This is a genomic window from Companilactobacillus sp. RD055328 (assembly GCF_022835675.1).
In the GTDB taxonomy this organism is placed as follows: Bacteria; Bacillota; Bacilli; order Lactobacillales; family Lactobacillaceae; genus BQUT01.
This window is the reverse complement of sequence record NZ_BQUT01000005.1, coordinates 841,524-856,153: the sequence shown is the minus strand read 5'-3', so window position 1 is coordinate 856,153 and position 14,630 is coordinate 841,524. Positions and strand designations below refer to the sequence as shown.

Genomic DNA, 14,630 nt, shown 5'->3' with positions numbered 1-14,630 from the left:
ATTAGGAGGATAAAGTTATGAAAAAACAATTATTTGCTAGTTTAGGAATTGTTTTGATGAACTTTATCTTCTTTTTTTCATCTCCTATACCAGTTATATCTACTGAAGTAAAAGATTCACCAATTGATGTGGACCAAGCGTTACCAGAGTCTGAAATTCCAAAGAAAATTTCAGAAGAAACAAATAATGTTGAAGAAAACGAATTAAAAGTAGAAGAACCAAATCAACAAACGATAGCAACTGTATCAACATATGATGAATTTGTTGATGCAATGAATAATGATAATGTTAATCAAGTTGAAATAGTCGCTGATATTAATGGAATAGGTACAAGTAGTAAACGAATTAATTCTCTTAATAGAGATCTTTCGATTAATGCCAATAATCATAAACTGAACATTGGTGCACAGGTTATTTCGTTAGGTTTTGCGGGGATATTAGTGAATAGCCATACATTTAAGCTGAGTAATGCAAATATTAATAATAGCCGATATGGAGAAGGTTTTGTTGATGTTGCGACCATAGGAGAAGGTAAGTGGGACTTAGAGTTTAGTAATATTACAGCAGAAAAAGATTCTGTTTCTCGAGTGGCTCAAGCTCATAAATGCGCAGTGACTATGAGTGGAATTAATAATATTTCAACATATTATGAGAATTTTGAACTTGGACAGTTTACTGTTGCCAAAGATGCAACGTATATAGGGAATATCTATGGAACGGATTGGGCAGTAATTGATTATACGACTGCTAGCTTAATAACAGATACAGCTTTTAAGCGACATTTCTTGGTAGACGATGGTGCTAATGTTGAATTCACAACAACTAAAAATGCCGACGGTAAGGCAGGATGGCCAGCAATTTGGGGCTTTTATAAGGCAATAACAATTGGAGTCAATGCTAACTTCAAAGTTAAATGGGGGATTGATATTATTCGAGCAAATGGTGATACAGCAGTAACATTTGGAGAATATCCATTAGGATTAACCATTCTTTTGAAAGCTGGATCAACAATGGACTTAGATAATACTGATCACCATGATTATCCTGCTATTAATATGGATACTGGAATTAACTCTATTACTATGGAACCGGGAGCAACCCTAAAGGCAACTTCAGACGGAATCTATGGAGCAATGGCGTTTGATGGAGGGACTAATAAATTCTATGCAAATCGACCTAAGTTGGTAGATTTAAAGAATAGAAGAGCTAATTACAAAGCGTTTATTACTACAATAGGAATTGCTACTGATTTTACTATTGAGAATACAGATGTAGCTTACTGGGGCTCTGATATTGATAATGATAATAATCCAACTGCTAGTTTTTCTAATGTCAAAAAAATTAATAGTAAAATTACTAACAAATGGAGCAGTGATCCACCTGAAGTGGCAACAGCATTGTCCGCAGCAAAAGTACAAAGATTCGCAACAAAGTATGTTGAAAAAGGTGGTCTTTCAATAACTGAAGTGCCGACTGAAATAAATTTTGGTAATGACTTAGTAATTCCTTATACCGAAAAAACATTCCCTATACAAAGCGTAACTGGTTCGTTAACTATTACTGATTCAAGAGCTTCAAAACAAAATTGGCAATTAGGAGTCACTGTAATAAAAGAGTTAACCGGTTCTGCTACCAATCACGTCTTAGAGGATGCATTGCATTATAAGTCAGCGATTGGTGATTTTCAGTTGAACGACACATCAACGATTGTGGAAAAACATAAGAATGTGGATAACAATTATTCGGTATCTAACAATTGGGGTGGAAATGCCGGTCTTTATATGAAAATAATAAATGGAGCACGAGCTGATTCATACGGCGGTCAAATTCGTTGGGATATTAGAGATGTTCCAGCATAAAAAAATGTGAAGCGAAACTGTTTCACGTTTTTTTATGGAAGTATAGTTTTTAAATTTTTGTCAAGTTGTTAATAAGAGGTCGTTATTTATGCACTGATTGTGGATAACCCTGTGAACACTGTGGATATAATGCTTATTTTATAGAAAGTTTTGCACACAAGATATTGGTTTGTGGATAAGTGCCGATTTCACAAACAAAACATACGTTCTGAATGTTGTTATATCAACGTTAACGTGCGTTTCACATAAGTTGTCAACAAACTATGTTAAATGTGGATAAAAAAGTGGTATATTTTTTTGATTTTTTTTCTGATAGAATATTTGGTATTACAAATAAAATTTGTACACAACATATAGATATTTTTGAAAAGTTAGTGAGAAAAACTAATTTGTTCTCCGCTTTTTATTAATGACCTGTGGAAAAGAGACACTATGAATATCAAAATAATCGGCGTTGGAAAGTTAAAAGAGAAGTATTTAAAACAAGGAATTGCTGAATATGCTAAGCGACTTTCTGCTTTTGGGAAATTCGAAATAATTGAAGTTTCTGATGAGAAAGCTCCAGAGTCTCTAAGCACAACTGAAATGGAAAAAATCAAACAAACAGAAGGACAACGAATACTAGAAAAGATAAAAGACAAAGAGTATGTATTCTTACTTGCGATTAAAGGTGAACAACTTTCGTCTGAAGAGTTATCCGAGAGAATTTCTAATCTTACTACCTATGGTAAAAGTGATATTACGTTTGTTATTGGTGGATCATTAGGAACTAGTCAAGAATTATCAAAGCGTGCGGATGCAGAAATATCTTTTGGAAGATTCACTTTACCTCATCAATTAATGAGATTAGTATTAGCAGAACAAATCTATCGCGCATTTATGATTGATGCGGGAAGGACGTATCACAAGTGAGAAAACGAGTTAATCTACTAAAAATAGTTGTGATTCTAGCAACTTTAGGATTCTTTATTATGGGAGCAGTCTTTACGATGATTGTAGTTCTCGGCAACCCAGATATTATGTGGAAAAATTCAGTATATTTAACATTAGTGATGGTGTACTTGATTGATATTTTGGCTCTAAGCACAGGAATCACTCTGTATAAGTTGTTGAACTTAATTAATCATGGGCAATTAGTTAGCGAAGATTCGTTAACAAAGATGAAACGTATTTCTACTAATTTATTGTTTATTACAATATTTTCGATTGGAATTTTGCCAATGTTTTATAACTTTGCTCAAGAAAGTGATGCACCAGGAGTTATGGGATTGGGGTTCTTGATGTTCGGTATAGCGCTAACAGTGTATAGCATTAGCTGGGTATTAGAAGGTTTGTTAAGAAGTAACTTAGATCAAAGAAAAGAAGATAGTAATGATTAAAGATATTAATAGAAATGTTTTGCAACTGAACCAAAAATCAAAGCCGGCAACCCCAGCAGATATTAGTGTTGGACAGGACTTAAGAGATACATTAAAAGAACATGAGGATCATTGTGTAGGTATGGCTGCCAACATGATAGGCATTAATAAGCGGATTATTATTGTTGATATGGGTATTATGTCTGTTGTTATGTATAATCCGACAATTAGTAATAAGCAAAAACCTTTTGAAACAGATGAAGGCTGCTTGTCATTAGATGGACAACGTCCAACCACACGTTATGAAGAAATCACAGTAACTTTCTTTGATGACAAATTCAATGTACATAATCAAAAATTTAATGGATTCACGGCACAGATTATTCAACATGAAGTTGATCACTGTGATGGAATCATAATTTAAAAGCTAACTATTTAGTTGGCTTTTTTGTTGAAGTCTTTATACATATCTTCGATATCTTGCAGATCAATTATTTGATCAGTGACTGAATTAATGATGAAGGTCTCTAAATCTTCATTCTTTGAAGGATTGAGTTTGTTGATAGAACTAATTAAGTTATTTGGTAAATCGATGGTTATTTTCATGTAGAATCTCCTTTGTTTAGACAGGCTTTAGTATAGATTACCGAGAACACAGAGGTTTTGTGTTAAAATTATTACTAAAGAGAGGTTTTTATGAATAATAAACAACGAACGGTTCTGATTTCTGGAGGAACTTCTGGAGTTGGAAAAGCAGTTGCTAAGAGTTTTGCTAAATTAGGGGATAAGGTCATTATTATTGGCAGAAATGATACTAAGGCAAATACTGCGCTGATGGAAATTATGCATGAAACTGGAAATGATAATATTTCATATCTTATTGGTGATTTATCCAATCAAGAAGACAATAAGAAATTATCTGAAGAATTCTTGGCAGATCATCAAAAACTAGATGTGTTGGTTCACTGTGCTGGAATTATTCCTAAGACAGCTAAAGATAATATTAATGTTAATTTAAGAAGCCATTATTGGTTAACTGAGAATCTTAAAGGGTCTCTTGTGGATGGTGGACAAGTATTTATTGTTACAGGTAAGCCCTTACCAATCAAATTAGTGCCAATTAGTGAGAAGCAATTAACCAAACCACAACGTGGCATGTGGTTATTAACGCACAAAACATTATTAATGAAGTTGTTAGCAGATGAACTATTTGAACAAAATACAACGGTGAACTCATTTTTCCCTGGGGATATTCAATCCGACTTATCTACTTGGAATAAAAAAGTAAAGAATAATAAGGTTGAAGTTGTGGCTGATATTGTTACAGATGATGAATTAAGCCAAATGTCAGGAGAGTTTTTTAACGACAAGGGTAAGACTGTTAGCCTAAGTGGGAAAAAATATAGTACAAGTCGAGCGCGAGAAATTTTGCGCCAATATTTAAAATAAAAAGTCAGCTAATTAGCTGACTTTTTATTATGCAATAAGGGACAACTCCATAACCAAGTTATGATATTATATGAGTAGGATGAACTAATTAATAATCATTCTAAATAACTAGAGTAATTGAGGGACTTTAGGAGGTATATAGAAAGATGTTAACAATTGACCCAAGTAAGGCGCAAGATGTTTGGAAAGACGTTGGGGAACACGTACAATTCACTGTACTAAAACTCAACCGTGAAAATTTTGATAGCGAACGTGATGCAATTGCTGAATTTGCGGACAAATCACAAGCGATTATTCGCTCGTTAAGAATTCGTGATTCACATTTAGCTGCGGAGTCAGGATTAAAAGTTGCTATTGGTTTTAGTAACAAGGCTTGGGATTATTTATTCCCAACAGCTATGAAGCCTAAAGAATTAGAAACATTTACTGAAATGAAGAGTGATGAACATGTCATGCCGGCAACAGAAGGAGATATTTTCTTTCATATAAGAGCCAGTAATGAAGCTGTTGTTTATGAAGCTCAAACACAATTTATGCGCTTTTTAAGTGATTACACAACAGTAGTTGATGAAACTAAAGGATTCCGTTATTTTGAAGGACGCGCAATTATTGGTTTCATCGATGGGACAGAAGCTCCTGCAGTTGAAGATGCTGCTGACTATGCAATTATTGGTGATGAAGATCCATTTTTCATTAATGGTTCATATGCTTTTGCTCAAAAATGGAAGCATAATATGGCATTTTGGGAAAACATGAAGACCGAAGAACAAGAAAAAGCAGTTGGTCGTGAGAAATTCACAGATATTGAATTAGATGATGAAGATAAATACCATAATGCTCATAATGTTAGTTCTAAAGTAGAAATTGATGGCGAAGAACAAAAGATTATTCGTATGAATGTTCCTTATTCAGAGCCGGCATCAGCTAATACAGGGACATACTTCATGGGTTACGCAAGACATTGGTCGGTAACGAAGTTGATGTTACAACAAATGCTTGATACAGCGGACTTCTTACTTTCGTTCTCAGATGTTTTGTCTGGACAATTATTCTTTATACCTTCACGTGATTTACTTGAACAAATCGCTGATGGAAAAATATAAAACAAAAAAGAAGCTATTTAGCTTCTTTTTTTATGTTTAAAATCATAAAACACGAACATTAATTTATTAATATTAAAAATAATTCGATTCATATCTTTAAAAACGTATAACTTTAATGTAAAATACAATAATAGTTAATAAATAAACATTAAAGGAAGAAGATATGCAAGAATTATCAAGTAAATCACCAAAAATACGAACAACATGGTTAGAGAAACAATTTAAGATTAATGAGAAAGGTTCATCTGTTAAAACAGAAATAATTGGTGGAATAACAACTTTCATTGCTATGTCTTATATATTGTTTGTTAATCCAACAATTCTTAGTGACGCTGGGTTAGATAAAGGAGCTGTTTTTGTTGCTACCGCATTAGCTGGTGTTGTAGGATGTGTGGCTATGGCTTTTGTAGCTAATTATCCAATTGCTGTTGCTCCAGGATTAGGAAGTAATGCATTCTTTGCATATTCTGTAGTGATTGGTATGGGTATTCCTTGGCAAACTGCTTTAGCCGGCGTATTTGTAGCTTCGATTCTATTTATGTTAGCTACCGTATTTAAAGTAAGAGAGATTGTTATTAATGCAATTCCGGCCAACCTAAAAGCTGCTATGGCTGTAGGTATCGGATTGTTTATAGCATTTACTGGATTGAAACAAGGTGGATTAGTAATCCCAAGTGAAAGCTCCTTTGTAACTATTTCTAATTGGCAAGATCCCCAAGTTTGGTTAACTGTTTTTGGTCTAATTTTGACAATGGTTTTACTAGCAAGAAAAGTAACAGGTGCATTATTTATTGGTATTGCAGGAACAGCTATTATGGGTGTAGCTACAGGATTAATTGCTATGCCTTCTCATATTGTTTCAACTATTCCAAGTTTGCAACCAACTTTTGGAGTAGCTATCACAAGTTTGCCACAAATTAATTCAATTCAAATGGTAGTCGTAATTTTAGTATTCTTCCTAAGTGTATTTTTTGATACTACAGGAACAGTTATTGGGTTAGCAGAGCAAGCAGGATTCATTAAAGACAATAAGATTCCTAAGGGAGTTGGTAAAGCATTGTTTGCTGATTCAACTTCAATGATTGCTGGTTCAATCTTTGGGTCAACACCAACTGCTTGTTATATTGAATCTTCTACTGGTATCGCAGCCGGTGCACGTACCGGATTTTCATCAATTATTGTGGCAGGGATGTTTATCTTGAGTTTGTTCTTCTCACCATTATTAACAGTTGTTACTGCTCAAGTAACAGCTCCCGTATTGATTGTTGTAGGATCATTTATGATCAAAACAATTGCTAAGATCGATTGGGATGAATTCGAAACATCTTTCCCAGCTTTTCTAATTATCCTATGTACACCACTTACTTATAACATTTCATATGGTTTGGCTTTTGGACTTATTTCTTATCCAATAGTAATGATTGCTTCTGGAAAAGCTAAAAAAGTTCATCCAATGATGTATATTGCTGCACTATTATTCTTAGCTTTACTATTCACAATGCATCAAATGCCTGCCAAATAATAGGAGATATTAATGAATAAGACCGAATTAAAGAACTTAATAGACCAAGCTGCCGGCAGAAAAAAAGCCGACATAGTAGTTAAGAATGTGAAGATTGTAGATGTTTATAACTCACGAATAATTGATGAAGACTTGGCCTTAGCTGATGGTAAGATTCTAGGTTTTGGAGATTATCAAGCAACTGAAGTTATTGATGGAGAAGGTAAATATGTGGTTCCAGGATTAATAGACCCACATATTCATATTGAATCCGCAAATGTTTCGCCAAGCGTATTTGGGCAATTAGCAATGCCTCATGGAACAACTACAATTTTGGCTGATCCTCATGAAATAGTGAATGTTTCAGGAATGAGGGGATTAGAATATATGGTCGCTGCAGCTAAAGATACAGAGCTTAATATTAAATATATGATGCCATCATGTGTTCCAGCAGCTAACCCTGATTTAGAAACAGCCGGTGCGGTGATAACTGCATCAGAAATTAAAGAATCTTACGATAAACAGATGACTTATGGCCTAGCAGAATTCATGAATTATGATGGTGTAATAAATGCTGATGATGGTGTTTTAGATGAATTGTTAGTTTCCATCAATGACAATAAATTGATTGATGGACATTCGCCATCATTGATGAATAATGATTTGAATGCTTATGCGGTGACTGGAATTCATGATGATCATGAATGTACGCAAGTCGATGAAATGCTACAAAGAATAAGCCGTGGTATGTATGTATATTTACGTTACGGAACTGTATCTAAGAATATGCCGGAATTACTCAAAGGAGTAACGGATGCTAACTCTAGATTCTGTTGTCTTTGTGGTGATGATATCCAATCAGTTACATTAAGAGATACTGGGCATTTAGACGAAAGTATTCGAGTAGCAATCAAAGAAGGAATAAATCCTATTACTGCTATTCAAATGGCAACTATTAATACAGCTCAATGTACAGGATTATCAGATCGTGGAGGAATTGCCCCTGGCCTTCGCGCTGATTTCTTGTTGGTAGATGATTTAGAGCACTTCACAGTAAGTGAAACATTTATAGCGGGTCAAAGTGTTGCTAAGAATGGACAATATATCTTGGAACCAAAAGATGATATGCACGGATATGATGATTTGCTAACTACGATTCATTTAGATGATTTCAAACCAGAACAATTAAAGATGGATATAACTAGCTCGCGCGTTAATGTTATTGGTTTACAAAACATTAGTCGTACACAGCATTTAGTTAAAGAAGTAGAGCATACTAAAGATGGTGATTTTATCTATAATAATGAAGAAGATATCATCAAAGCTGCAGTGATTGAACGTCATCATAAGACAGGTAATATTGGACTAGGACTATTACATGGATTTGAAATGAAGTTCGGAGCAATTGCTACAAGTATTGGTCATGACTCGCACAATATAGTTGTAGTAGGAACTAATGACAATGATATGGCTCTTGCTGTTAATGAATTAAAAGAAATTCAAGGCGGTGGAGTAGCGGTTAAGGATGGTAAAGTCGTAGCCACTGTGCCATTTAAAATTGGTGGATTAATGAGTAATGATCACGTTGATGAGTTAATCAAGAAACAAGAGAAGTTTAATGAAGTGTGTCATCGTGATTTAAAAGTAAATGCAAAATTTGACCCAATTATGAAATTAGGAGCTCTCCCGTTAGATGTTATTCCTAACCTTCGTTTAACAGATAAAGGTGTTGTAGATGTAACTAAGTTTGAAATAATTGGTATTAATGCATAAAAAAGAAGCCAATCGGCTTCTTTTTTATTACTTAGCGTCTTCTAAATTATTAGAAATTTTGTGAAGAGATTTGATGAAACTTCTACGTTCAAATGCACCTAACTTATTAAGGATTGAATTATCGGTTTCTTTTAGGAATTTTGAAATTTCACGTTGGATATCTTGACCTGATTTTTGAACTTCAATAATTTTCAAACGTGAATCTGAAGGAAGAGCAGTTCTTTTGATAAGATCTTTTTCTTCCATATTTTTAAGAATATTAGTTGCTGTTGAGCGACGAATATTGAATTCTTTTTCAACATCTTTTTGAAAAACATTTTTGTTAGCAGTGAAACCATTTAGGAAATCAAGAATTTGTATCTGAGTTCCTGTTAGTTTAAACTGTAAAGCGAAGGTGTTGATGTCGCGTGAGATTTGGTTATTTAAAACTTTGAGTGAGTGTGAAATACTTTCTTCCAAAATTATGACCTCTTCTTATTTGATTTACTAAATTTATTCTACCGTAAAAAGAAGAGAGTTAGTAGGCTTTATTTTGATTTGCTATAAATAAATGCAAAGGTTCCAAGACCAACATGAGCCATAACTACAGGACTTGTGATTGAGGTATTAAATTCTGTTTTTTGATGAGCCGAAATTAGTGGTGTAGTGATACTTGATAATTTCTCATCTTCAACGCCAACGTGAATTAGGTTGAAGGTATCTAATTTTTCGTTTTCTAACTTAGTTAAGAGTTCACTAACGGTCTTTTTCATGAACTTTTGGCCGAGACCTTTGGCAACTAATTTTAATTCGTCGTCTTCTAACTTAATAAGCACTTTGATTTTTAGTAGTTTAGACATCATTCCGGATACTTTGCTTATGCGACCACCTCTTTGAAGAGCATCAAGCGATTCGAAAAAGATATAAGTTTCTTTTTGTTTGCGAGCCTCTTCTAATTGGTCCAAAATACTAGAAAGATCATTACCAGCAGCGATTAATTCACCGGCAAGAATTAATTGCTCGCCCAAAGCTCTATCCATAAGTTTGCTATCAACAACGGTTACGTCGGCGTCGCTTTGATGAGCGGCACTAAATGCACCTTCAACAGTTCCACTTAATAGATTAGTTAAGTGGATTGATAATATTTGGTCACCGTTTTTTCCGATTTCATCATATAATTCTACGAAATCTCCGACGGCGGGTTGACTAGTTGTTGGGCTAAATTCCGGATCATTTTTAAGTTTGTCCAAGAATTCTTCTTTTGTAATTTCAATTCCATCACGATATGACTCCCCTTGGTTATTAATAACTAAAGGTATTATGTGAATGTTATACTTCTTAATTTCTTCAGCAGTTAATTGAGCAGTTGAATCAGTTACTAATTGAATTGTCATCGTATATTTCCCCGTTTAGTAAGATTAATGTGATTATATAACAATTAAAAACTAAGTCAATTATATTTAGAATTGAACTCTAGATAGAATAAAGTTACAATCTTTATTAAAGAATGGGAGTAGGGTTATGAACAACAGAGAATTTACAGAATGGTTATCAAGTTTTGGTAAGAACAGATTACCAATGTGGAATGAATTGCCTGACTTAGACTTATATATGGATCAAATAACTTTTGAAGTTGATCGTAACGTTGCTTTTATTTTAGAAAAACCAATCACTAAAGCAATGATTAACAGTTATGTAAAAATGGAAGTTATTGATAAACCAGAAAAGAAAAAATATAGTCGAAAACATCTGGCTTCAATAATTGTTGTTAGTATTATGAAACAAGTATTTCCACTAGATATAATAAAAAAAGGAATTAATAAAGTATTTGAACTTGATCAACCTGAAGTGGGCTATGACAATTTTGTTTCATTATTTAATCAAGAAATGGAATTGTTAGAAAGTCAAAGTGCAATCGCTGATTTGAAGATCGATGATGATCAATTAAAAATGGCACAAATCGTAGCTATTCGTTCTGTTGTCTACAAAGAGATTGCTAACAAGGTTGCCGAATTTGATAAATAGTCTTTGAAGTTGAACTGAAATTCTTTTAAGAATCAATGGATGTGAAGCGTGGTTAAGCCTTATTAGTATTTAATACAAATAATTGTTGAATAATTTATGATTTTCTCTTAAAATATAGAAGATAGTTTATGGGAGGAGGGAATCACATGACAAGAAATTTACATACAGGTATTAGTGGCCGCCGCCGCCCTAAGAAGTCTGGATTAGACCGTGTTAAACACGCTGCAAGCGTACTTGCATTTCTAAAAGGCCGTAAAGACGATGAAGCTAAACCAGCTGCTAAGAAACCTGCAGCTAAAAAAGCAACAACAGCAAAGAAAACAACAGCTGCTAAGAAACCTGCTGCAAAGAAGGCAACTACAACAGCTAAGAAAACTACAACAACTAAGAAGTCTACAACTGCTAAAGAAACAACAGCAAAGAAGACAACAGCTGCTAAGAAACCTGCTGCAAAGAAGGCAACTACAGCTAAAAAAACAACTACAAAAAAAGCTGAAGACAAATAAGTCTATCAGCTTTTTTTATTAGGTGAAAATATGTTGGAAAATAAAAAGATAAATTTTACTAAGTTAGTTAATTATGGGTTTATTAAAAAAGATGATAATTACTTTTTTGAGAAAAGAATAGTTGATAATCAGTTTGAAATGAAAGTTATTGCGAATACTAGTGGTAAGTTAGAAACAAAAGTTATAGATGTAAATACAAATGATGAGTACATATTGCATCTGAAGGATTCTGTCAGCGGAGCTTTTGTTGGCCAAGTACGTGATGAATACGAAGATCTTTTGCAAGACATAATTAATAAATGCACAGATGTTGATGTCTTTAAATCTACACAAACAATTGAAGTGATTGAATTTATCAAAGAAAAATATCATGACGAATTGGAGTTCTTGTGGGCTAAGTTTCCTAACAATGCCGTCTTTCGCAATAAAGAATCAAAGAAATGGTATGCAGCAATACTCTCGGTGAAACCTGAAGTAATAAACAAGTCAGGAAGTGAATTGATAGAAGTTATTGATTTACACTTTTCAAGTGAGAGAGTTAATGAATTGCTGGATAACAAAGTTTTTCTCCCTGGATATCATATGAACAAGAAATATTGGATTACTATTTGTCTAGATAACACTGTTTCTATTAGTGTAATTAAAAGATTGATTGATGAAAGTTATAACAACTCAAATATAACTAGAAAAAGTCGAAGATGAAAATCTTCGGCTTTTTGTTTTGAAAGCGATTAAAAATTAATGTTATATCCATTTACTTTGGAATGATTCTAAATTATACTAGAGGTATTAAAACTTAAGGAGGAAGATATTATGTCACTAGTAGGAAAAGAAATTGGAGGATTCAAGGCTCAAGCTTTTCGCCAAGGTAAGTTTATAGAGGTTTCTCAAGACAATCTAAAAGGGCACTGGAGTATAGTTATGTTCTACCCAGCAGACTTTTCGTTTGTTTGTCCAACAGAATTAGAGGATTTACAAGAACAATATGGTGAGTTAAAGAAATTAGATACAGAAATTTTCTCAGTATCAACAGATACTCACTTCGTACATAAAGCATGGCACGACAATTCAGATGCAGTTGGAAAGATTGAATATACAATGATTGGTGATCCATCACAAACCATTTCAAGAATGTTTGATGTATTAGATGAAGAACAAGGATTGGCACAAAGAGGGACATTCATTATTGATCCTGAAGGTGTTGTTCAATCAATGGAAATCAACGCTGACGGAATCGGAAGAAATGCCAGTGAATATATAGATAGAGTAAAAGCCGGAAGATACGTAGCAGATCATCCAGGTGAAGTTTGTCCAGCAAAATGGAAAGAAGGAGAAGATACACTAACTCCAGGTTTGGATCTTGTAGGTAAAATATAAAAGGAGGCTAACAAATGATATTAGATGATAATTTAGTAGTTAGTCTCAAACAATATTTACAATTACTTAAGCAAGACATAGTAATCGTATTCAGTAAAGACGACAGTGAGAACTCAGAAAAAATCAGTGAATTTATTAATCAAGTAGCTCAGTTATCTCCTAAAATATCTATAGAAGAAGCAAAGTTGAAGAGAACTCCTAGCTTTGCAATAAAAACAAAAGACCAAGAGAAGCCTAAGATATTCTTTGCCGGTATTCCGTTAGGTCATGAATTTGAGTCGTTTGTTCTAGCCTTACTTCAAGTTTCTGGACATGAGCCTAAAGTTTCACCAGAAGTTAAAGCTCAAATTTTGAATATAGATAAGGATTTAGAGTTTGAAACATACGCTAGTTTAACTTGTACGAATTGCCCAGATGTTGTGCAAGCATTGAACATAATGAGTGTAATCAATCCAAGAATCAGCCATACAATGGTTGAAGGTGGAATGAACAAACAAGAAGTGGAAGACTTGAATATTATGGCGGTGCCTACTGTTTACCTTAATGGTGAAGAGTGGTCTGACGGAAGAATGACGGTCGAAGAAATAGTTAATAAGATTTCTGATAATGAAGTGGTTAATAAAGTTTCTAAAGAAATGCAGAAGAAATTTGATGTTTTGATTATCGGTGGTGGTCCAGCTGCAGCTACTTCAGCTATCTATACTGCCAGAAAAGGTCTACGTGTAGGGTTAGTTGCTGACAGATTCGGTGGACAACCACTAGAAACATTAGGAATAGAGAATATTACCGGAACACCTTATATAGAAGGTGAGCCATTTATGAAGAATATTTATGCACATATGAATCAATATCCAGTGCATGTTGCAGAAGGATTCAAAGTTGAAAACGTCGAAAAAAATCAAGAAGATGATTTTGAAGTAACCCTTGATTCCGAAGATGTTTTAACAAGTGAATCTGTAATAGTTGCGACAGGAGCCAAATGGAAAAAAATAAATATTCCTGGGGAAATAGAATTAAAGAATAAAGGTGTAGCATATTGTCCTCACTGTGATGGACCATTATATAAAGGTAAGGATGTCGCCGTAATTGGCGGGGGGAATTCAGGTGTAGAAGCGGCTATAGATTTGGCTGGGACAAGTAAACATGTCACTGTATTAGAATATGGATCTGAATTAATGGCAGACAAGGTTCTACAAGACAAGTTGAGATCACTAGACAATGTAACGATTATTACTAGTGCTAACACCAAAGAAATACACGGAACTAATAAAGTTCAGAGTTTTACATATATCGATAGAACTACTGATAAAGAAATAACTATTGATATCGACGGAATATTCATTCAAATTGGTTTAGTACCTAATACACAGTGGCTTGAAAATACAGTTGAGCTAAATGAAGGAAAAGAAATAAAAGTTGATCATATGAATCAAACAACAATAGCAGGGATGTTTGCGGCAGGAGATTGTACAGATGTTGCTTATAAACAAATTGTTATCGCTATGGGTGCTGGTGCAACAGCCGGACTGGCAGCGTTTGATTACTTGATAACGAAATAAAAAAAGACCTCGTTAGAGGTCTTTTTTTATTTCGTTATCATTTTATTCTCTTTAGCTTTGATAGTTAAATTATGTCGTTTTTCTAGTATCCTCACTATCAAGTATCATTTTATTTACATCTGCGCACTCATATCGATCAAA

Annotated in this window: 16 protein-coding genes; 13 read left to right on the top strand and 3 right to left on the bottom strand. The window is 33.9% G+C overall.

The window, feature by feature from the left end; genetic code table 11:
• Positions 1 to 17: 17 nt before the first annotated feature.
• The 4 genes from RD055328_RS06515 to RD055328_RS06500 all read left to right on the top strand — a co-directional run bounded on the left by RD055328_RS06515 (position 18) and on the right by RD055328_RS06500 (position 3,641).
• Positions 18 to 1,859 carry a pectate lyase-like adhesive domain-containing protein gene (locus tag RD055328_RS06515; protein WP_244087986.1) on the top strand — a complete coding sequence of 614 codons (1,842 nt, stop codon included), beginning with the start codon at positions 18 to 20 and terminating at the stop codon, positions 1,857 to 1,859.
• Between the two features lie 432 nt (positions 1,860 to 2,291).
• A complete protein-coding gene (rlmH, locus tag RD055328_RS06510; RefSeq protein WP_244087985.1) occupies positions 2,292 to 2,771 on the top strand; it encodes a 23S rRNA (pseudouridine(1915)-N(3))-methyltransferase RlmH in 480 nt (159 codons plus the stop codon).
• Positions 2,768 to 3,238: a DUF2975 domain-containing protein gene (locus RD055328_RS06505; protein ID WP_244087984.1), complete on the top strand. Its 471-nt coding sequence runs from the start codon at positions 2,768 to 2,770 to the stop codon at positions 3,236 to 3,238. The genes rlmH and RD055328_RS06505 overlap by 4 nt, the downstream gene beginning before the upstream one ends.
• On the top strand, positions 3,231 to 3,641 hold the full coding sequence (locus RD055328_RS06500; RefSeq protein WP_244087983.1) for a peptide deformylase: 411 nt from the start codon (positions 3,231 to 3,233) through the stop codon (positions 3,639 to 3,641). The genes RD055328_RS06505 and RD055328_RS06500 overlap by 8 nt, the downstream gene beginning before the upstream one ends.
• 11 nt (positions 3,642 to 3,652) lie before the next feature.
• On the opposite strand, the gene RD055328_RS06495 is transcribed toward RD055328_RS06500, so the two are convergent.
• On the bottom strand, positions 3,653 to 3,823 hold the full coding sequence (locus RD055328_RS06495) for a hypothetical protein (RefSeq protein ID WP_244087982.1): 171 nt from the start codon (positions 3,821 to 3,823) through the stop codon (positions 3,653 to 3,655).
• A gap of 90 nt (positions 3,824 to 3,913) precedes the next feature.
• Here RD055328_RS06495 and RD055328_RS06490 point away from each other — a divergent pair, with 90 nt between their 5' ends.
• From RD055328_RS06490 to ade, 4 genes are all read left to right on the top strand, one after another.
• Positions 3,914 to 4,666 (top strand): SDR family NAD(P)-dependent oxidoreductase, encoded by a 753-nt coding sequence (locus tag RD055328_RS06490; RefSeq protein ID WP_244087981.1) that lies wholly within the window; start codon positions 3,914 to 3,916, stop codon positions 4,664 to 4,666.
• 146 nt (positions 4,667 to 4,812) lie between these two features.
• A complete protein-coding gene (locus RD055328_RS06485; RefSeq protein WP_244087980.1) occupies positions 4,813 to 5,769 on the top strand; it encodes a Dyp-type peroxidase in 957 nt (318 codons plus the stop codon).
• Between the two features lie 163 nt (positions 5,770 to 5,932).
• A complete protein-coding gene (locus tag RD055328_RS06480; protein ID WP_244087979.1) occupies positions 5,933 to 7,291 on the top strand; it encodes an NCS2 family permease in 1,359 nt (452 codons plus the stop codon).
• 12 nt (positions 7,292 to 7,303) lie between these two features.
• A complete protein-coding gene (gene ade / locus RD055328_RS06475; protein ID WP_244087978.1) occupies positions 7,304 to 9,043 on the top strand; it encodes an adenine deaminase in 1,740 nt (579 codons plus the stop codon).
• A 27-nt stretch (positions 9,044 to 9,070) separates the two neighbouring features.
• Here the strand turns inward: ade and RD055328_RS06470 are convergent, their stop codons facing one another.
• Positions 9,071 to 9,502, bottom strand: coding sequence for a MarR family winged helix-turn-helix transcriptional regulator (locus tag RD055328_RS06470; protein WP_244087977.1), 432 nt, complete (start codon positions 9,500 to 9,502; stop codon positions 9,071 to 9,073).
• Positions 9,503 to 9,570: 68 nt separating this feature from the next.
• Entirely contained in the window at positions 9,571 to 10,416 is an 846-nt protein-coding gene (locus tag RD055328_RS06465; RefSeq protein WP_244087976.1) for a DegV family protein, read from the bottom strand.
• Between the two features lie 127 nt (positions 10,417 to 10,543).
• Here RD055328_RS06465 and RD055328_RS06460 point away from each other — a divergent pair, with 127 nt between their 5' ends.
• From RD055328_RS06460 to ahpF, 5 genes are all read left to right on the top strand, one after another.
• A complete protein-coding gene (locus RD055328_RS06460) occupies positions 10,544 to 11,047 on the top strand; it encodes a DUF1836 domain-containing protein (protein WP_244087975.1) in 504 nt (167 codons plus the stop codon).
• A 146-nt stretch (positions 11,048 to 11,193) separates the two neighbouring features.
• On the top strand, positions 11,194 to 11,553 hold the full coding sequence (locus tag RD055328_RS06455) for a hypothetical protein (protein ID WP_244087974.1): 360 nt from the start codon (positions 11,194 to 11,196) through the stop codon (positions 11,551 to 11,553).
• A 30-nt stretch (positions 11,554 to 11,583) separates the two neighbouring features.
• A complete protein-coding gene (locus tag RD055328_RS06450; protein WP_244087973.1) occupies positions 11,584 to 12,255 on the top strand; it encodes an MmcQ/YjbR family DNA-binding protein in 672 nt (223 codons plus the stop codon).
• 111 nt (positions 12,256 to 12,366) lie between these two features.
• Positions 12,367 to 12,930 (top strand): alkyl hydroperoxide reductase subunit C, encoded by a 564-nt coding sequence (ahpC, locus tag RD055328_RS06445; RefSeq protein WP_244087972.1) that lies wholly within the window; start codon positions 12,367 to 12,369, stop codon positions 12,928 to 12,930.
• Positions 12,931 to 12,947: 17 nt separating this feature from the next.
• A complete protein-coding gene (gene ahpF / locus RD055328_RS06440; protein ID WP_375708075.1) occupies positions 12,948 to 14,489 on the top strand; it encodes an alkyl hydroperoxide reductase subunit F in 1,542 nt (513 codons plus the stop codon).
• Positions 14,490 to 14,630 lie beyond the last annotated feature (141 nt).

Bases quoted from the DNA above. Each gene is read 5' to 3' on its own strand.
- RD055328_RS06515 (WP_244087986.1), top strand. From the start codon at position 18: ATGAAAAAACAATTATTTGCTAGTTTAGGAATTGTTTTGATGAACTTT.
- rlmH (WP_244087985.1), top strand. From the start codon at position 2,292: ATGAATATCAAAATAATCGGCGTTGGAAAGTTAAAAGAGAAGTATTTA.
- RD055328_RS06500 (WP_244087983.1), top strand. From the start codon at position 3,231: ATGATTAAAGATATTAATAGAAATGTTTTGCAACTGAACCAAAAATCA.
- RD055328_RS06495 (WP_244087982.1), bottom strand. From the start codon at position 3,823: ATGAAAATAACCATCGATTTACCAAATAACTTAATTAGTTCTATCAAC.
- RD055328_RS06490 (WP_244087981.1), top strand. From the start codon at position 3,914: ATGAATAATAAACAACGAACGGTTCTGATTTCTGGAGGAACTTCTGGA.
- RD055328_RS06485 (WP_244087980.1), top strand. From the start codon at position 4,813: ATGTTAACAATTGACCCAAGTAAGGCGCAAGATGTTTGGAAAGACGTT.
- RD055328_RS06480 (WP_244087979.1), top strand. From the start codon at position 5,933: ATGCAAGAATTATCAAGTAAATCACCAAAAATACGAACAACATGGTTA.
- ade (WP_244087978.1), top strand. From the start codon at position 7,304: ATGAATAAGACCGAATTAAAGAACTTAATAGACCAAGCTGCCGGCAGA.
- RD055328_RS06465 (WP_244087976.1), bottom strand. From the start codon at position 10,416: ATGACAATTCAATTAGTAACTGATTCAACTGCTCAATTAACTGCTGAA.
- RD055328_RS06460 (WP_244087975.1), top strand. From the start codon at position 10,544: ATGAACAACAGAGAATTTACAGAATGGTTATCAAGTTTTGGTAAGAAC.
- RD055328_RS06455 (WP_244087974.1), top strand. From the start codon at position 11,194: ATGACAAGAAATTTACATACAGGTATTAGTGGCCGCCGCCGCCCTAAG.
- RD055328_RS06450 (WP_244087973.1), top strand. From the start codon at position 11,584: ATGTTGGAAAATAAAAAGATAAATTTTACTAAGTTAGTTAATTATGGG.
- ahpC (WP_244087972.1), top strand. From the start codon at position 12,367: ATGTCACTAGTAGGAAAAGAAATTGGAGGATTCAAGGCTCAAGCTTTT.